Source organism: Streptomyces sp. NPDC007875, from assembly GCF_042868035.1.
Lineage (GTDB): Bacteria > Actinomycetota > Actinomycetes > Streptomycetales > Streptomycetaceae > Streptomyces > Streptomyces antimycoticus.
Map to the genome: position 1 here is coordinate 95,556 of NZ_JBIADZ010000029.1, position 17,140 is coordinate 112,695.

A 17,140-nucleotide genomic window follows, 5' to 3' on the forward strand; every position below is an offset into this window, starting at 1 on the left:
CACCGTTCAGGCGGACAAAACTGACAGTAAGTGAGTAGTTCACATGTACTCGGATGGACGTGGATGGACGGGGGCATTCCGATGTGGGCCATATCCAGACGCCCCGCCTCGGCGGAGCCACAGGAGGCGGCGGGTCAGGCGCTGGACCTCTATGACATCGCCTATCTGGTGGGCGGGCGGCGGTGGGTGATCCAGACCCTCCTGATAGCGCTTCAGGAGCGGGATGTGATCACCCTCCGGCGCTCCCGGATACACGCCAAGGCGGTGGGGGAGGCCGGACACCCGGTCGAGCGCGCGCTCATCACGCTGTGCCCCCGCTCGAAGCCGGTGGACCACGTGGTCCCCACGCTGCTCGGCGCACCCGAGCTGGAGGCGATCCGGGATCGGCTCGCCTCCAGCGGTCTGCTCACCCGCTTCCGGGGCCGCCCCACCCGCACGGGCCGGCGCCGCGTGGAGGCGGCCGTGCGGGAGGGGTCGCTCCCCTCGTACGTCTTCCACGGCCCCGTCGTCCTCCCGGAGCCGGCGCGGCGCAAGGCCGTCAGCGCGGCGATCCCCATCCCGAACGGCGATCCGGCCTACTGGGAGCGGCACGTCCTCATCGCCTACGACCCCGGCTACCCCGACCACGAGTCCTTCTACGAGACGCACTCGTGGGGCGACGACCGCGGCGGTGGCCACGGCGGCGACCACGGCGGTGGCCACGGCGGCGACTACGGCGGCGGCCACCACTCCTGCGGCGGCGGTGGTGGCGGGGGCGGCAGCGACTAGGTCGCCGTCAGGCGGTGGCCGCGTCCTCGTAGGGGGTGGGACAGCCATGCGTGGCGGTCACGGCGGTCAGCAGCACCACCGAGTCCTCCAACGCCCGCAACCCGTGCCGCTCATGCGGGATCTCCTGCACCTGGCCCGCGATGAGATCCATCCGGTCACCGCCGCCGGTCAGCCGTACATGCCCGTGCAGCACCTGGAGACTGGCCGCCGGAGGAGCGTTGTGCTCATCGAGCTCGCAGCCGGAGACCATGGCGATCACGCTCTGCCGCAGCGGGCCGTCGTGCAGGAACAGATGTGCGCTGCGCCCGTGCGGATCGGCCTTGGCCTGGTCCAGATGGTGGCGCGCGAGCGTGGTGAGGTCATCCATGTGTGCCCCTCGATCGGTCCGGTCTGATCGTCGGCGGGTTCCCTCAATCCTCACCGGCTAGCGTGGTGGGCGCCAGTTCGCAGCCGCGCCGTACGACCGCGCCGTGGAGAGAGGTACCGCAGCAGTGGCCGACTACCTGACCGTACTGACCACCACCGACACCCCCGAGAAGGCCGAGGCGCTGGCCCGCGGGGCGATCGAGGCCCGGCTGGCGGCCTGTGCGCAGATCAGCCAGCCCGTGACATCCGTGTACCGGTGGGAGGGGGAGGTCGAGACGGCGGCCGAGTGGCAGGTGCTGTTCAAGACGACCGCCGCGCGCTATGACGAGCTGGAGGCGCATATCCGCGAGGCGCACGACTACGAGACGCCCGAGGTCATCGCGATGCCCATCGTGAACGGCAGCGAGGACTATCTGGCGTGGGTGGTGTCGGAGACGACGATCGACTGACGGCGACCCGTGGCTGGAGGCGAGGGCCGAGGGAGTCGACGGCTCAGCGGGAGCCGGAGGCCCCCCGCCCCGCCAGCGCCCGCTCGATCCCCCGCTCCCGCGGCCCCAGGAAGTGCGGATCCGGCTCGAACGCCGCGTCCAGGGCCGCCTTGCCCGCCGCCACGACCTCCCGCGTCCCACCGAAGTACCAGGTCACATCGTGCGGCTCGTCGACCGCGACCCCGTACGCGTCGATCCCCGCCGCCCCGCACAGCGCCAGCGCCCGCCGGACATGGAACCCCTGGCTCACCAGCACCGCCTTGTGCACCCCGAAGACCCGCCGGGCCCGGCTGCAGGAGTCCCAGGTGTCGAACCCCGCGAAGTCGCTCACGATCCGCCGGTCCGGGACCCCGCGCTTGACGAGATACGCGCGCATCGCGTCCGGTTCGTCATAGTCATGGCGGCTGTTGTCCCCGGTGACCAGCAGCGCACGAACCCTGCCGTCCTGGTAGAGCCGTACGGCGGCGTCCAGCCGGTGCGCCAGATACGGCGACGGCTCCCCGTTCCACAGCCCCGCCCCGAAGACCACGCCCACCGGGGCCGAGGGCACATCGGCGACGGTATGGATCCGGTCGTCCGTGCTCAGCCGCAGCCAGGTCGCGGGGAGCAGGGCCAGTACGCAGACGAGGATGCCCCCCTGCACCAGCCGCCGCCACCCCCGCCGCGTCCGCGGCAACCGCCTCCGCACCCACCCCCGCATGCGCTCCCCCTCTCCGCAGCACCGATCCGGTCGCGCTGTGGGACGCCGGAGGGAGGGTGGCGGTTGCGTCGGGTTACTCGGAGGTTTCCTCCTGCTCCTCTTCGGGCTCATCCACGAAATCGGTTGTCTCGAGCTCGAAGCCGAACGGCGCGGGGATGGGCAGCGGCTTACCGAACGGGATCGTCATACGGGCGAGATAGCCGTGGTCCGAAGGGTCCCAGAAGGCCGTGATCTCTTCGGTCTGCATGTCGAGCACGAGGTAGACCGGCACATGGCGACCGTAGACCTCGAGCTTCTCCTGCCAGTCGACATCCCGGGTGGAGACGGACGTGAACTCGGCGACGAGGGACAGCGCCGCGCCGTCCACATGGCGGGCGCGCGTCGCCCACGAACGCCTTCAGGTCCGCGACGTGAAGATCCGGGCCGTAGGCGCGCTCGGATGTGGGGAAGCTGAAGAGAAAGGGGGAGGTATGGGGCTCCTCGACTGCCGGTGCGTCTTCTGTGGTCATCGGCCGCTCCAATATCGCGGTCGCCGTGTCCTCCATCTGCTACGGAGCGTACTGTCTCGCTCACCGTAGCGACGGCCCCCCGGTGGTATCCGTCTTCCGTTCGCATTACCCCCACAAGGGTGATGCATCCGCTCCCGCATAGCCTTGACCAGTCATTCCGCACCACCGAAGACCAGCAGGTGATCCCCTCCATGCCCCCGATCCCCACCGCAGAGCTCCATCTCCACATCGAGGGCACCCTGGAGCCCGATCTGGCCTTCGCACTCGCCGAGCGCAACGGGGTCGAGCTGCCGTACGCCACCCAGGAGGAGCTGCGGGCCGCGTACTCCTTCAGCGACCTGCAGGACTTCCTGAACCTCTACTACGCGCTGATGACCGTGCTGCGTACCGAGGACGACTTCGCCGACCTCACCCACGCGTATCTCGCCCGCGCCCGTGAGCAGGGCGTGCGCCATGCCGAGATCTTCTTCGACCCGCAGGCGCACACCGCGCGCGGCGTCGAGATCGACGCGGTCATCCGCGGGATCGGCCGTGCGCTGGACGCGGCGCCGCGGACGTACGGCATCACCACGCGCCTGATCATGTGCTTCCTGCGCGACGAGAGCGCCGAGTCGGCCCTGGAGACGTTCGAGGCGGCCCGCCCTCACCTGGACCGGATCGCCGCCGTCGGCCTGGACTCGGCGGAGGTCGGGAATCCGCCGTCGAAGTTCCGTGAGGTGTACGCACTCGCGCGGGAGGCCGGGCTGAAGTGCGTCGCGCACGCGGGGGAGGAGGGGCCGCCCGCGTACGTATGGGAAGCGCTGGACATCCTCGGCGTGGACCGCGTCGACCACGGGGTGCGCTGCCTGGAGGACGAGGCGCTGGTGGCCCGGCTGGTCGCGGACCGGACCCCGCTGACCGTCTGCCCCCTGTCGAACGTCCGGCTGCGCGTCGTGGACCGCCTGGAGGACCATCCGCTGCCCGCGATGCTGGACGCCGGTCTGCTGGTGACGGTCAACTCCGACGACCCCGCCTACTTCGGCGGCTACGTGGCCGACAACTTCACCGCCGTACGGAACGCGCTCGCCCTCGACGAGACCACCCTGCGCACCCTGGCCCGCAACTCCTTCGAGGCCGCCTTCCTGGAGGAGGAGACGCGGGCGGCGTACCTGAAGGAGGTCGACGGCTGGACCCGCTGAGCCCTGGGGCGATCAGCCCTCGGCCAGCTCCAGCCGCACCGCGCACACCTTGAACTCCGGCATCCGCGACACCGGATCCAGTGCCGGATTCGTCACCGTGTTGGCCCGCCCCGGCCCCGCCCAGTGGAACGGCATGAACACCGTGTCCGGCCGGATGTCCCGGCTGATGCGGGCCGGGGCCACGGCACGGCCGCGCCGGGAGACCACCGCGATCGGTACGCCCTCGGCCGCCCCCAGCCGCTCGGCGAGCAGCGGGTGGAGCTGGACGTAGGGGCCGGGCGCGGCCTCGTTGAGTTCGGTGACCCGCCGGGTCTGGGCGCCCGACTGGTACTGGGCCAGCACCCGGCCCGTCGTCAGCAGCACCGGATACGCCGCGTCCGGTTCCTCCGCGGCCGGACGATGGCTCACGGGGGCGAAGCGGGCCCGCCCGTCGTCGGTGGCGAACCGATCGAGGAACAGCCGTGGCGTACCGGGATGCGGGCCGGGCCGCTCGGCCTCTGCGTTCTCCGAGCCGGCACCGGCCACCCCCTCGGAGCCGCTCTCCTCCGCGCGCCCCGGGCAGGGCCAGAACACCCCGTCCTCCTCCGCGATCCTCCGGTACGTGATGCCCGAGTAGTCCGCCGGGCCCCCGGCCGAGGCCCGCCGCAGCTCCTCGAAGACCTCCTCCGCGTCGGCCGGGAACCCCTTCTCCCAGCCGAGCCGGGCCGCGAGCCCGCTCAGCACCCACAAATCCGTCCGGACGCCCGGCGGCGGGGTGAGGGCTGCCCGGCGGAGGATGACCCGGCCCTCCAGGTTTGTCATGGTCCCGGTCTCCTCGGCCCACTGGGCCACCGGCAGGACCACATCGGCGAGCGCGGCGGTCTCCGAGAGCACGACGTCGGCGACCGCCAGGAAGTCCAGCGACCGCAGCCGGGACTCCACATGGGCCGCGCGCGGGGCGGAGACCAGCGGATTGGAGCCCATCAGCAGCAGCGCCCGGACGTCCCGCCCGAGCGCGTCCAGGAGCTCGTACGCGCTGCGCCCCGGCCCGGGGAGGGTGTCGGGCTCGACGCCCCATACGGCCGCCACATGGGCGCGCGCTGCCGGGTCGGCCAGCTTGCGGTAGCCGGGCAGCTGATCGGCCTTCTGGCCGTGTTCGCGGCCGCCCTGGCCGTTGCCCTGGCCGGTCAGGCAGCCGTAGCCGGAGAGCGGGCGGCCCGCGCGGCCGGTGGCCAGGCACAGGTTGATCCACGCGCCGACGGTGTCGGTGCCCTTGGACTGCTGCTCGGGGCCCCGAGCCGTCAGCACCATCGAGTTCTCGGCGTCGCAGAACATCGCGACCGCCTTACGGAGGTCAGGGACGGGGACGCCCGTGATCCGCTCCACCAGCTCCGGCCAGTGGGCCATCGCGGCGGCCCGCGCCTCGGGCCAGCCGCTGGTGCGCCGTTCGACGAACTCCTCGTCCACCCGGCCCTCCGCGACCACCAGGTGCAGCAGCCCCAGCGCGAGCGCGAGATCGGTGCCGGGCCGCGGCGCCAGATGCAGATCCGCCTGCTCCGCCGTACGGGTGCGCCGGGGATCGACCACGATCAGCCGGCCGCCCGCCTCCTTCAGCTCGGTCAGATAGCGCAGCGCGGGCGGCATGGTCTCGGCCAGGTTCGAGCCGACGAGGACGACGCATCCGGTGCGGGCCACGTCCGCCAGCGGGAACGGAAGCCCGCGGTCCAGCCCGAAGGCCCGCTGGTGGGCGGCGGCGGCCGAGGACATGCAGAACCGGCCGTTGTAGTCGATCTGCGAGGTGCCGAGCACCACCCGGGCGAACTTCCCGAGCGCGTACGCCTTCTCGTTCGTCAGCCCGCCGCCGCCGAAGACCCCCACCGCGTCGCGGCCGTGCGCCCGGCCGGTGGCCTCCAGGCCCTCGGCGATCCGGTCGAGGGCCTCCTCCCAGGTGGCCGGTTCGAGCCGACCGGAGTCAGGGCGGCGGACCAGCGGCTCGGTCAGACGCACCCGGGAGGAGAGCACGGCGGGCGCGGTGCGGCCCTTACCGCAGAGCGCGCCGCGGTTGACGGGGAACGCGGTGCGCTCGATGACCTCAACGCCGCCCGACCCGCGGTCCGGCGGCGTTGGGCGCAGCGTCATCCCGCACTGCAGCGAACAGTAAGGGCAGTGTGTGTCGACGGGGGCGGGGTCGGGGGCGGGGGAGTGCTCCCCGGGAACGTGCGCCATGCCAAGGAGGGTGCTACGGCCGTGTTACGGCCCGCGTCGTCTCGGATTACGCCTGCGGGAAGCGGACCTCAGCACGGGGCCAGGCGGCCGGTGAAATCGGCGCAACCACCCGTCACGGCCGCGCAACGGCGGTGCAATCTGCCGCTGCCAGGCTCTGGCCATGACGCCCCACTCCGGTCCCGCCGGCCCCGATGGCACGGCCGATATCGACAGCACGGCGGACTTCGACAGTGCCCAGCGGCTCATGACCCGGTTCACCGCACAGCTCACCACCCAGCTCGACCGGCTGGGCCACGGCAGCCACCCTGGCGGCCGCCCCGGCAGCCGTCAGGGCGTCCGCCGGGGCGGCCGTGACCGCCCGCCGACGCTCGTCGCCGTCGCCCACGGCAGCCGGGACCCCGAGGCGCTGCGCACCGTGACCGCACTCCTGGACCGCGTCCGCGCGCTCCGCCCCGGACTGCCCGTACGCCTCGGCCATATCGAGCTCAACCAGCCGCTGCTGACCGACACGCTGGCCGCGCTGCGCGGTGAGGCCGTGCTCGTCCCGCTGCTCCTGAGCCGTGGCTACCACATCAAACAGGACATCCCGGATGCCGTCGCCGCCGCGCCCCACCTCGCCGCCCACCTCGCCGCCCCGCTCGGCCCGGACCCGCTGCTCGCCGAGGCGCTGCACGCCCGGCTGGCGGAGGCAGGCCGTCGGGCCGGGGCTCCGCACGGAACCGGCGTCACGGGCGTCGCGGCTTCGCACCGGGCGGGCGTCGTCCTGGCCGCGGCGGGCTCTCGCGACCCGGACGCGGCCCTCGACGTGGCCCGGACCGCCGCCCTGCTCAGCGCCAGGCTCGGCGGTGTGCCCGTCCTGCCCGGCTACGCCTCCGGCTCCGGGCCCACCGTGCCCGAGGCCGTACGGGCCCTGGCATCCCTCGGCCATGACCGGATCGCCGTCGCGTCCTACTTCACCGCGCCCGGCCGCTTCGCCACCCAGTGCGCGAACGCCGTTCAGAACATGAGCGCCACCCCCGGGGTCGCGGCCGCCCCGCTCGCCGCCCACCCGGCGGTGGCGCGCCTCGTAGTGCGCCGTTACGAACAGGCCATCGCCTCTGCGCCCTTGTCACCCCCGGCGGCTACCGTCGGTGTATGAGTCGCAGCGCACCTCCTGAACCGGATCCGGCCCCTCCGACCGGTGCCCCCGAGGCCGACACCGGCCACGTCCCCGGCTACTCCCCGGTGGACCTCGAGCGCTGGGCGCCAGAGCCCGACAAGCGGCCGGGCCGGACCGCCTTCCAGCGGGACCGGGCGCGGGTGCTGCACTCCGCCGCGCTGCGCAGACTGGCCGGGAAGACCCAGGTGGTGCCCGCCACACCGGCCGCCGACCCCGGGCCGGCCGGGCGCGCCCTGGCCTACGATGCCACGCCCCGCACCCGGCTGACCCACTCCCTGGAGTGCGCCCAGGTGGGCCGTGAGCTGGGGGCCGCCCTCGGCTGCGACCCGGATCTGGTGGAGACGGCCTGCCTCGCCCATGACCTCGGCCATCCGCCGTTCGGGCACAACGGCGAGCGGGTGCTCAACGAGATCGCCGAGCCCTGCGGCGGCTTCGAGGGAAACGCGCAGTCGCTGCGGCTGCTGGCCCGGCTCGAACCGAAGCGGTTCGTGCCCGGCCCGGAGGCCGGTGAGCCGGTGAGCGTCGGCCTCAACCTCACCCGCGCCGCGCTGGACGCCGCCACCAAGTACCCCTGGCCGCGCGGTGGCCATCCGTACAGCCCCCGCTCCCCGAAGTTCGGGGTCTACGAGGACGACCTCCCGATCTTCGCCTGGTACCGGCAGGGCGCCCCCGAGGGCCGTACGACCTTTGAAGCCCAGGTCATGGACTGGGCCGACGATGTCGCCTACTCCGTCCACGACGTCGAGGACGGGCTGCACGCGGGCCATCTCGACCCCGCGAGCCTGCTCGCCGAGCCCGAGCGCCGCGAGGTCTTCGCCGTCGCCGCCGATCGCTACGCCCCGGGGGCCGAGCCCGACGAGCTGGCCGAGGCGCTGGACCGGCTGCTGGGCCAGGAGTGGTGGCCGCACGGCTACGACGGCTCGTCCGTCGCCCAGGCCCGCCTCAAGGACGCCACCAGCCAGCTCATCGGCCGCTTCTGCCTGGCCGCCGAGGGCGCCACCCGCGCGGCGTACGGCACGGGCCGCTTCACCCGCTACCACGCCGAGCTGGTCGTCCCCCGCGCCGCCCGCCTGGAGTGCGCGGTCCTCAAGGCGGTCGCCGACCGGTATGTCATCCAGCGTGCCGACCAGGAGCTGGTCCGGGCCGATCAGCGCGTCGTCATCGCCGAACTGGGCGATGCCCTGATCGCCCGCGCCCCCGTCGGCCTGGACCCCCAGTTCCGCTCGCTCTTCGACGCGGCCGGGGACGACCGGGGCCGGCTGCGGGCGATCGTCGACCAGATCGGCTCCCTGACCGACACCTCGGCCCGGTGGCTCCACGCCCGGCTCACCGCGTGACCCCCCGCCCGCCGGATCCGGCTTGCGTGCACACGTCCGGCGTACGGGCCCTTCCGGACGCACGCGCGGTGCGGGAGGCTCCCCTTTGACACGGCTTTCGGCACACGTTGCCGCACAGCTTCCGGTACAGCTTTCGGGCACGGACGTTCCGCACGGCCTCTGGCACAGCCATGGGCACAGCATTTGGCACCGCTTTCGGAGAGCACGACCTGACGCGACCGGGGTAAGGCACTCATAGAGGCACTGCTCGGCACCGCTCGGCAGCGAGGAGGACACAAGTGGTCGACGCACACCAGACATTCGTCATCGTCGGAGGGGGTCTGGCCGGGGCGAAAGCCGCGGAAACCCTGCGAGCGGAGGGCTTCACCGGGCGGGTGATCCTCATCGGTGACGAGCGCGACCACCCCTATGAGCGGCCCCCGCTGTCCAAGGGCTTCCTCACCGGCAGCCAAGAGCGCGACAGCGTCTTCGTCCACGAGCCCGCCTGGTACGCCCAGGCCGATATCGAGCTCCACCTCGGCCTGCCCGCCGTCCACCTGGACCGCGCCGCCAAGGCCGTGACCCTGGGCGACGGCACCCGGGTCCACTACGACCGGCTGCTGCTGGCCACCGGCGCCGAGCCGCGCCGCCTCGACATCCCCGGCACCGATCTGGCCGGGGTCCACCATCTGCGCCGGCTCGCCCACGCCGAGCGGCTCAAGGGCGTCCTCACCACCCTCGGCCGGGACAACGGCCAGCTGGTCATCGCGGGCGCGGGCTGGATCGGCCTCGAAGTCGCGGCCGCCGCGCGCGGCTACGGCGCCGAGGTGACCATCGTCGAGCCCGAGCCCACCCCGCTCCACCCCGTCCTCGGCCCCGAGCTGGGCGCCCTCTTCGCCGACCTCCACGGCGAGCACGGCGTCCGCTTCCGCTTCGGTGCCCGCCTTACCGAGATCACCGGCCAGGACGGCATGGTGCTGGCCGCCCTCACCGACGACGGCGAGGAGCACCCCGCCCACAGCGTCCTGGCCGCCATCGGCGCCGCCCCGCGCACCGCCCTCGCCGAGGCCGCGGGCCTGGAGGTGGTGGACCGCGCGGCGGGCGGCGGCATCGCGGTCGACACCTCGCTGCGCACCAGCGACCCGGACATCTTCGCGGCGGGCGACGTCGCCTCCGCCCCGCTCGGCTTCATCGAGGGCACCCCCGTACGGGCCGCCCTCCCGCCGAGCGCCCGGCTGCGCGTCGAGCACTGGGCCAATGCCCTGAACGGCGGCCCGGCGGCGGCCCGCGCCATGCTCGGCCAGGACGTCGCGTACGACCGGGTGCCGTACTTCTTCTCCGACCAGTACGACGTCGGCCTGGAGTACTCCGGCTACGCCCCGCCCGGCTCGTACGATCAGGTGCTGGTGCGCGGCGACGTCGGCAAGCGGCAGTTCATCGCCTTCTGGCTGAACGACGGCCGGCTGCTCGCGGGCATGAACGTCAACGTCTGGGACGTCACCGAATCGATCCAACGGCTCATCCGCGGCGGCGACCAGCTCGACCCGGCGGCCCTGGCCGACCCGTCCGTCCCGCTGACCTCGCTGCTCCCGTAGGCCCTCGGCCACGCTCCCGCCGGGGTACGGCAGGCGACGGACAGCCATGTCGGACCCCGGCCGTAGAATTCGGGCGTGGCAGGCAGGATCAACGATGACGACGTGAAGGCGGTACGGGCAGCGGTCCCGATCGACGCCGTCGTGTCCGAATACCTCCAGCTGCGCAACGCGGGGGGTGGCAATCTCAAGGGCCTGTGCCCCTTCCATGACGAGAAGTCCCCGTCCTTCCAGGTCAGCCCCAGCAAGGGGCTCTACTACTGCTTCGGCTGCCAGGCGGGCGGCGACACCGTCGACTTCGTCATGAAGATCGACCACCTCTCCTTCGCCGAGACCATCGAGCGGCTGGCCTCCCAGGCCGGCATCACCCTGCGCTACGAGGAGGGCGGCTACACCCCCGGCCGCCAGCAGGGCGAGCGCACCCGGCTGGTCGAGGCCCATAAGGCGGCCGCGCAGTTCTACGTCGAGCAGCTGGAGCGCCCCGAGGCGGAGATCGGCCGCACCTTCCTGGCGGAGCGCGGCTTCGACCAGGCCGCGGCGCAGCACTTCGGCGTGGGCTACAGCCCGGCCGGCTGGGACCACCTCGTCCGCTATCTGCGCGGCCGCGGTTTCACCGACAAGGAGCTGATCCTCTCCGGGCTCGTCCAGGAGGGCCGGCGCGGCCCCATCGACCGCTTCCGGGGCCGGCTGATGTGGCCGATCCGGGACATCTCCGGTGAGGTCGTCGGCTTCGGCGCCCGGAAGCTGCGCGACGACGACAACGGCCCGAAGTACCTCAACACCCCCGAGACCCCGCTCTACCGCAAGTCCCAGGTCCTCTACGGCATCGACCTCGCCAAGAAGGACATCGCCAAGGCCAGCCGGGCGGTGGTGGTCGAGGGCTATACGGACGTCATGGCCTGCCATCTCGCGGGGGTCACCACCGCCATCGCCACCTGCGGCACCGCCTTCGGCGGCGACCACATCAAGATCCTCCGACGGCTGCTCATGGACAACGCGGGCGCGGAGGTCGTCTTCACCTTCGACGGCGACGCGGCCGGGCAGAAGGCGGCCCTGCGCGCCTTCGAGGACGACCAGCGGTTCGCCGCCGAGACCTCCATCGCGATCACGCCCGACGGGATGGACCCGTGCGAACTGCGCCTGGCCCGCGGCGACGAGGCCGTGGCCTCCCTGGTCGACAGCCGTACGCCGCTGTTCGCCTTCGCGCTGAAGTCGATCGTCTCCCGGTACAACCTGGACACCGAGGAGGGGCGCATCGCCGCCGTCGACGAGGCGGTGCCGGTCGTCGCGGCGATCAAGAACCCCGGGCTGCGGGACCGCTATGCGATCCGGCTGATCGGGATGGTCGGCATCGCCACCCAGGCGGAGGAGCAGTCGATCATCCGCCGGGTGCGCGGGCTGGCCCGCAGCAGGCAGAACGGCGGCCCGGGCGGCCCGGAGCACGGTGGCCGCGGCGATCAGCGCGGCGTCGGCCCGGGCGGGTCCCGGTACGGCGGCCGCGGTGACCAGCGGGGCGGCGGCCCGGGTGGGCATGGCGGTCCTGGCGGGCCGGGCGGGCCCGGAGGCCCTGGCGCCGGCGGCGCGCCGCCGGTCCCGCGCGGTCCGGCGCTGAATCTGCGCAGCCCCGCCCACCGCGTCGAGCGCGAGCTGCTCAAGCTGGCGCTTCAGCATCCAGACCTGGTCTCCCCGGCCTTCGACGCCTACGGCATCGACGAGTTCACCGCCCCGCCGTACGCGGCGGTGCGCCGCACGATCGAGGACGCGGGCGGTACGGCCGCCGCGGACGCCGACTATCTCGCCCGGGTCCGCGAGGCGGCGCCCGACGACACGGTCCGGGCGATGGTCACCGAGCTCGCCGTCGAGCCGCCGCACACCCGCCGCGACCCGGACGAGGTGTACGCGGGTGTGCAGTTGGTGGCTGTACGGCTGGCCGCGGTGAATCAGCGCGTGACCGAGGTGCGGGGCGCCCTCCAGCGCCTGGGTCAGCATGCGGACCCCGCCCACCTCGCCGCCGTACAGAACGAGCTGTGGGTGCTGCAGCAGTACGGCCAGTCCCTCCGGGACCGGGGCGCGGCGGCGCTGTAGGCCGAGAGCGGGGCGGTACGGGCCGAATGGTGGGTTCCGGCCAGCCCGTTCGTGCCTCGGCGGGCGGGCCGGAGGGGGCGCTGTAGCCGCCGGGTAGTCGTACGGTCACGGGCCGCTGAGCAAAAAGTGCCCGCACGCCCCTCGTGGCGGGCCTGTGTCGTACTCCACACTGGGGTGCGGTGCCTGAGTCCTCGGAGCGCGGCGGTGTTGGCCAGGTAGGGCCGGAATCCCCCGCAGATCCGCTCATGATGTACGGGACGGACGGCGGCGCGGCCGCCGTGCCGTGCCCGATCGTTCTGCCCCCTCAGCAGCGATCACCCTGGAGGTCGCCCCCGTGCAGACCCAGACCCTCACCGACGCGGCCCTCGCGGCCTCGCCGCACCCCGTGTCCGCCCGCCCGCCCGGCGCGGCACCGGTAGCGCCGGCCGTGCCCGAGGACCCGGCGGACCTCGCCCCGGAGGGTGCACCGGAGAGCGACCAGGACGCCGCACCGGACGCCATGGCCGATCTCGCTGCCGACCCCGACCCCGACGGCGCCCCCGAAGCGGAATCCGCCGAGCCGGTCGAGCCCGTCGATACGGTCGTGGAGCCCGTCGAACCGATCGAGCCGCCCGCCCGCGCCGACACCAGCGGCCCCTCCGCCGACCTCTTCCGCCAGTACCTCCGCGAGATCGGGCGGATACCGCTGCTCTCCGCGGTCGAGGAGGTCGAGCTGGCCCGCCGGGTCGAGGCGGGTCTCTTCGCCGAGGAGAAGCTCGGCAACACCCCCGACCTCGACTCCCAACTCGCCGTGGACCTCGACCGGTTGGTGGTCCTGGGCCGGATGGCCAAGCGTCGGCTGATCGAGGCCAACCTCCGCCTCGTCGTCTCCGTCGCCAAGCGCTATATCGGCCGCGGCCTGACCATGCTCGACCTGGTCCAGGAGGGAAACCTCGGCCTGATCCGCGCGGTCGAGAAGTTCGACTACGCCCGCGGGTACAAGTTCTCGACGTACGCGACCTGGTGGATCCGCCAGGCCATGTCCCGCGCCCTGGCCGACCAGGCCCGGACGATCCGGGTCCCGGTGCATGTCGTCGAGCTGATCAACCGGGTGGTCCGGGTCCAGCGCCGGATGCTCCAGGAGCGCGGCTACGAACCCACCCCCGAGGAGGTCGCCGCCCATCTCGACCTCCTCCCGGAGCGGGTGAGCGAGGTGCTGCGGCTGGCCCAGGAGCCGGTGTCGCTCCACGCGCCGGTGGGCGAGGAGGACGATGTGGCCCTCGGCGACCTCATCGAGGACGGCGACGCGGCCTCACCCGTGGAGTCCGCGGCCTTCCTGCTGCTCCGCGAGCACTTGGAGGCCGTGCTGTCGACGCTCGGCGAGCGCGAACGCAAAGTGGTGCAGCTGCGGTACGGACTGGTCGACGGCCGCCCCCGCACCCTGGAGGAGATCGGCCGGATCTTCGGGGTGACGCGGGAGCGGATCCGTCAGATCGAGTCGAAGACGCTCAACAAGCTCCGCGACCACGCCTTCGCCGATCAGCTCCGCGGCTATCTGGACTAGCGGCACCGACCCCGCCCCAGGCAGGCCGAGCCGGGCTCCGCACTGCCGAAACCCAGGGCTCACGCCTGGCCGAAACCCGAGGGACTCACACCCCAGGGGCCCTCACACCCGTCCTGAAACCCCCAAGGGCCTCGATCGCGTCCCGAGGCCCCAGGTTCTCACATCGCCCCGTACCCTCCGGTCACCCCATGATCATGACCACTCCCGGGCTCGTACCCCCCGGCCTCGTACCCACCGCCCGCCGCATGGCCCACGGTCTCCCGGGCCCCCGGCTCGACGGTCCCGGGCTCGAAGGCCCCGGGGTGGGTCTGCTCCCGCACCGCCACGTACTGCTGCCGCACCGCCTGCCCCACCGGCAGTTCCTCGCCCGGCTCGAAGACCTGGCTCGCCGCGGCCGGCCAGCGCGGCGGCTCGTGCGGCGACTGGGTGCCGTGCGAGACGCCCAGCGCCCACGCGGCCTGGCGGGCCGCGCCCAGGGCGGCGTAGTCGGCGGGCTGGGGCACCACGACCTGCACCCCGAGCAGCGCGGGCGCGATTGCGCGGACGGCCTGCAGATCGGCCGCGGGCCCGAGCAGGAAGACACGCCGCACCTGGACGCCGCGCCCGCGCAGCACGTCCAGCGCGTCCGCGAGCCCGCACAGCATCCCCTCGAACGCGGCCCGCGCCAGATGCTCGGGCTTCATCGACTCACGCCGCAGCCCGGTCAGCGTGCCGGCCGTATGCGGTAGATGCGGGGTCCGCTCACCCTCCAAATAGGGCAGCAGCACCAGCCCGTACGACCCCGGGGTGGACTTCATCGCGAGCGCGGAGAGCCCGTCGAGATCCGTACCGAGCAGCTCCGCCGTACCGCGCAGCGTCCGTACCGCGTTGAGCGTATGCACCACCGGCAGATGCAACCCGGTGGCGTCCGCGTACGACAGGATCGTGCCGGTCGGATCGGCCAGCGCCTCGTGGTGGACGGAGAAGACCGAGCCGGAGGCGCCCAGCGAGATCACCGCGTCGCCGACCCCGACCCCGAGCCCGAAGGCGGCGGCCATGGTCTCGCCCGTACCGGCGGAGATCAGCAGCCCCTCGGGGGTGTGCCCGGCGGCGTCGGCAGGGCCGATGACCTCCGGCAGCCGCACCTGGTGACCGAGGGCCAGCTGGACCAGGTCGGGGCGCCAGGATCCGTTCGCCGCCGACCAGTAGCCGCTGCTGGAGGCCGTGCCGCGGTCGGTCGTACGCCGCACCGGCCGCCCCAGCAGCTGCCACACCAGCCAGTCGTGCGGCTGCATCAGCTCGGCCACGCGGTGCGCCGAGTCCGGCTCGCTCCGCGCCAGCCAGCGCAGCTTGGCCACCGGCTGCGAGGCGGTCGGCACGGCGCCGACCGCCTGGGCCCACGCGGTGCGGCCGCCGAGCGCCTCGGTGAGGTCGGCGGCCGCGGACTGTGCGCGCTTGTCGTTGCCCATCAGCGCGGGGCGCACCAGCACCCCGCCCGCGTCCAGCGCCAGCAGCCCGTGCTGCTGCGCCGAGACGCCGATGGCCTGGACCCCTTCGAGCAGCCCGCCCTCGGCGGCCTCGCCGAGGGACATCAGCCACGCCTGCGGATCCACATCGCCGCTGCCGCCGACCGGGTGCGGGGCGTACCCCTGTTTGATCACGGCACCCGTATCGGTGTCACAGACGACGATTCGTGTGCTCTCGGACGAACTGTCCAACCCGGCGACTATCCCCATGGATCAGATCATGCCACCGCCGCGGCTAGGTGTTGCTGGTGCCCCAGTCGTCCTCGCCCACCGCGCGGGCGTCGCGCTGCCCGATCTTCTCGCGCAGCGGCCGGACCTTGTCCAGCGCCCGCACGGCGGCCAGTCGGCCGCCTTGCGCGGCCGACTCGGCGGTATTGCGGACGGCTGGATTCCGCGCGAACTTCTGCGCACAGGCGCGCAACTGCTCGTACCGCTCCTGGCCCGCTCGCGTGCCCAGCACATAACCCACAGCCATCCCAGTGATGAACGTCAGCCGGTAGCGCATCGACCTGCCCTTCTCGCTGTCCTTCACGTCCGGACCCCGGGGTCGTGCTGCGCGCCTACCCGCCCGCACCGCAGATCACCCACGATCACGTAGAAGATCATCCCTGGATCGGCCGCGGATCGCCTGAGGGCGGACGCGGCGAACCGATTGGCGGAGCACCCCCCTGCTTGCGCTAATGTATGTGTCGCAGCGAGCGCACGCCGTCCGGGAGCCCCGGGCGGGGTCACGCTCGCGGCACATGGAGCAATCCCCTGTAGCTCAATTGGCAGAGCAGCCGGCTGTTAACCGGCAGGTTACTGGTTCGAGTCCAGTCGGGGGAGCTCGGTCCCCTGTAGCTCAATTGGCAGAGCATTCGGCTGTTAACCGGAGGGTTACTGGTTCGAGTCCAGTCGGGGGAGCAGTGAGGAGGACCCCTTGAGGGGTCCTTTTTCATTTCCGGGCCCCTGCGGACGTGATCTACGCCATGATCGAAGCCAGGGGGGCTCCCGTCACCGGCCCTTCGAAGCAGCAGATCGTATGAGCGGCTATGCTGCGGCAGACGGCGCGCGCAGATGTGTACGACGCGCCGTTACGGGGCGGTAGCTCAGCCGGTTAGAGCAGCGGACTCATAATCCGTCGGCCGTGGGTTCGAGTCCCACCCGCCCCACCAGTTTTACCCTGCGGAAACGTTCTGACCTGGGGAAACGCGCTTTTCGGGGGCCTTTCGCGTGTGGCGGTCGCCTCGCGGGGGTGTGGCGAACGTGGCGCTTCGGATATCCCGGACCGGCCTTGCGCGGCTGTGACCTGGGTCTTTGTAGTCTTGCATCCGTGGGATGGTTAACAACGGTCCCACGGCCGCCGCGGAAAGGTGTGGGGCGTCGCACCCGTCTACGAACGGCCCTCGGCCGGGTCGGCCGCCGGCAAGGACACCGGCGCTATGGAGCGTTGTTCCGTGTGACCGCGAGGGGTAGCTCGGCCCGCCGTCGCGCGGAGACGATCCGATCGTGCCGCAAGGTGACGTTCTTGCCGCGCTGCTCGGAAGCAGGCGCGTACAGGACGGGGAGCGGGCGGTGTGCCGAACGCCTGACCGAGGGCCGTTCGGGCTGGACCAAGCCGGACGGCACGGATCTGGGGGCCCTCCAGCCCCGGGGGGTGCCTCTATGTCTTTCGTCAAGCGAGGCGTGGGGTTCTGGGTTGGTAGAAGGTGCCGTCTCGGAGCATGGCGAACAGCACGCTGATGCG

Annotated in this window: 14 protein-coding genes and 3 tRNA genes; 11 read left to right on the forward strand and 6 right to left on the reverse strand. The window is 72.6% G+C overall.

From position 1 onward, the window contains the following. Window positions 1–63: 63 nt before the first annotated feature. Window positions 64–768, forward strand: a complete 705-nt coding sequence (locus tag ACFYOY_RS39725) for a TIGR04222 domain-containing membrane protein (RefSeq protein WP_351882720.1) — start codon at window positions 64–66, stop codon at window positions 766–768. Window positions 769–775: 7 nt separating this feature from the next. Here the strand turns inward: ACFYOY_RS39725 and ACFYOY_RS39730 are convergent, their stop codons facing one another. Then, on the reverse strand, window positions 776–1,135 hold the full coding sequence (locus ACFYOY_RS39730; protein ID WP_014060454.1) for a cupin: 360 nt from the start codon (window positions 1,133–1,135) through the stop codon (window positions 776–778). Window positions 1,136–1,259: 124 nt separating this feature from the next. Here ACFYOY_RS39730 and cutA point away from each other — a divergent pair, with 124 nt between their 5' ends. Then, complete coding sequence (cutA, locus tag ACFYOY_RS39735) at window positions 1,260–1,583, forward strand: divalent-cation tolerance protein CutA (RefSeq protein WP_351883086.1); 324 nt, start codon at window positions 1,260–1,262, stop codon at window positions 1,581–1,583. A gap of 43 nt (window positions 1,584–1,626) precedes the next feature. Here cutA and ACFYOY_RS39740 read toward each other — a convergent pair whose 3' ends face one another. Together ACFYOY_RS39740 and ACFYOY_RS39745 are read right to left on the reverse strand one after the other, a co-directional pair. Then, window positions 1,627–2,322, reverse strand: coding sequence for an ElyC/SanA/YdcF family protein (locus ACFYOY_RS39740; protein ID WP_351882722.1), 696 nt, complete (start codon window positions 2,320–2,322; stop codon window positions 1,627–1,629). A 73-nt stretch (window positions 2,323–2,395) separates the two neighbouring features. Further along, a complete protein-coding gene (locus ACFYOY_RS39745) occupies window positions 2,396–2,689 on the reverse strand; it encodes a hypothetical protein (protein WP_351882724.1) in 294 nt (97 codons plus the stop codon). A 333-nt stretch (window positions 2,690–3,022) separates the two neighbouring features. Here ACFYOY_RS39745 and ACFYOY_RS39750 point away from each other — a divergent pair, with 333 nt between their 5' ends. Then, entirely contained in the window at window positions 3,023–4,009 is a 987-nt protein-coding gene (locus ACFYOY_RS39750) for an adenosine deaminase (protein ID WP_351882726.1), read from the forward strand. Window positions 4,010–4,021: 12 nt separating this feature from the next. Here ACFYOY_RS39750 and ACFYOY_RS39755 read toward each other — a convergent pair whose 3' ends face one another. Beyond that, a complete protein-coding gene (locus tag ACFYOY_RS39755; RefSeq protein WP_351882728.1) occupies window positions 4,022–6,214 on the reverse strand; it encodes a molybdopterin oxidoreductase family protein in 2,193 nt (730 codons plus the stop codon). Between the two features lie 160 nt (window positions 6,215–6,374). On the opposite strand from ACFYOY_RS39755, the gene ACFYOY_RS39760 reads away from it, so the two are divergent. From ACFYOY_RS39760 to ACFYOY_RS39780, 5 genes are all read left to right on the forward strand, one after another. Continuing rightward, complete coding sequence (locus ACFYOY_RS39760; RefSeq protein ID WP_351882730.1) at window positions 6,375–7,352, forward strand: sirohydrochlorin chelatase; 978 nt, start codon at window positions 6,375–6,377, stop codon at window positions 7,350–7,352. Next, window positions 7,349–8,710 carry a deoxyguanosinetriphosphate triphosphohydrolase gene (locus ACFYOY_RS39765; protein WP_351882732.1) on the forward strand — a complete coding sequence of 454 codons (1,362 nt, stop codon included), beginning with the start codon at window positions 7,349–7,351 and terminating at the stop codon, window positions 8,708–8,710. Before ACFYOY_RS39760 ends, ACFYOY_RS39765 begins: the two co-directional genes overlap by 4 nt. A 278-nt stretch (window positions 8,711–8,988) precedes the next feature. Continuing rightward, a complete protein-coding gene (locus ACFYOY_RS39770) occupies window positions 8,989–10,284 on the forward strand; it encodes an FAD-dependent oxidoreductase (protein ID WP_351882734.1) in 1,296 nt (431 codons plus the stop codon). A gap of 75 nt (window positions 10,285–10,359) precedes the next feature. Beyond that, the gene (dnaG, locus tag ACFYOY_RS39775) at window positions 10,360–12,366 is read left to right on the forward strand and encodes a DNA primase (protein WP_388592534.1); all 2,007 of its coding nucleotides are present in this window, start codon (window positions 10,360–10,362) and stop codon (window positions 12,364–12,366) included. A gap of 334 nt (window positions 12,367–12,700) precedes the next feature. Beyond that, entirely contained in the window at window positions 12,701–13,909 is a 1,209-nt protein-coding gene (locus ACFYOY_RS39780; RefSeq protein ID WP_388592537.1) for an RNA polymerase sigma factor, read from the forward strand. Window positions 13,910–14,067: 158 nt separating this feature from the next. Here ACFYOY_RS39780 and ACFYOY_RS39785 read toward each other — a convergent pair whose 3' ends face one another. Together ACFYOY_RS39785 and ACFYOY_RS39790 are read right to left on the reverse strand one after the other, a co-directional pair. Then, entirely contained in the window at window positions 14,068–15,624 is a 1,557-nt protein-coding gene (locus tag ACFYOY_RS39785) for an FGGY family carbohydrate kinase (RefSeq protein WP_351882738.1), read from the reverse strand. A gap of 25 nt (window positions 15,625–15,649) precedes the next feature. Beyond that, the gene (locus ACFYOY_RS39790; protein ID WP_351883088.1) at window positions 15,650–15,919 is read right to left on the reverse strand and encodes a YtxH domain-containing protein; all 270 of its coding nucleotides are present in this window, start codon (window positions 15,917–15,919) and stop codon (window positions 15,650–15,652) included. A 247-nt stretch (window positions 15,920–16,166) separates the two neighbouring features. On the opposite strand from ACFYOY_RS39790, the gene ACFYOY_RS39795 reads away from it, so the two are divergent. The 3 genes from ACFYOY_RS39795 (at window position 16,167) to ACFYOY_RS39805 (ending at window position 16,568) form a co-directional block, all read left to right on the forward strand. Beyond that, window positions 16,167–16,239: transfer RNA gene (locus ACFYOY_RS39795), tRNA-Asn, on the forward strand. A gap of 5 nt (window positions 16,240–16,244) precedes the next feature. Further along, a tRNA-Asn gene (locus tag ACFYOY_RS39800) sits at window positions 16,245–16,317 on the forward strand. 174 nt (window positions 16,318–16,491) lie between these two features. Beyond that, a tRNA-Ile gene (locus ACFYOY_RS39805) sits at window positions 16,492–16,568 on the forward strand. Window positions 16,569–17,140: the final 572 nt, after the last annotated feature.

What these genes read in the sequence shown, in the direction of transcription:
- ACFYOY_RS39790 (WP_351883088.1), bottom strand. Translation starts at nt 15,919, where the DNA reads ATGCGCTACCGGCTGACGTTCATCACTGGGATGGCTGTGGGTTATGTG.
- ACFYOY_RS39750 (WP_351882726.1), top strand. Translation starts at nt 3,023, where the DNA reads ATGCCCCCGATCCCCACCGCAGAGCTCCATCTCCACATCGAGGGCACC.
- ACFYOY_RS39740 (WP_351882722.1), bottom strand. Translation starts at nt 2,322, where the DNA reads ATGCGGGGGTGGGTGCGGAGGCGGTTGCCGCGGACGCGGCGGGGGTGG.
- ACFYOY_RS39755 (WP_351882728.1), bottom strand. Translation starts at nt 6,214, where the DNA reads ATGGCGCACGTTCCCGGGGAGCACTCCCCCGCCCCCGACCCCGCCCCC.
- ACFYOY_RS39785 (WP_351882738.1), bottom strand. Translation starts at nt 15,624, where the DNA reads ATGGGGATAGTCGCCGGGTTGGACAGTTCGTCCGAGAGCACACGAATC.
- ACFYOY_RS39730 (WP_014060454.1), bottom strand. Translation starts at nt 1,135, where the DNA reads ATGGATGACCTCACCACGCTCGCGCGCCACCATCTGGACCAGGCCAAG.
- ACFYOY_RS39760 (WP_351882730.1), top strand. Translation starts at nt 6,375, where the DNA reads ATGACGCCCCACTCCGGTCCCGCCGGCCCCGATGGCACGGCCGATATC.
- ACFYOY_RS39765 (WP_351882732.1), top strand. Translation starts at nt 7,349, where the DNA reads ATGAGTCGCAGCGCACCTCCTGAACCGGATCCGGCCCCTCCGACCGGT.
- ACFYOY_RS39725 (WP_351882720.1), top strand. Translation starts at nt 64, where the DNA reads ATGGACGGGGGCATTCCGATGTGGGCCATATCCAGACGCCCCGCCTCG.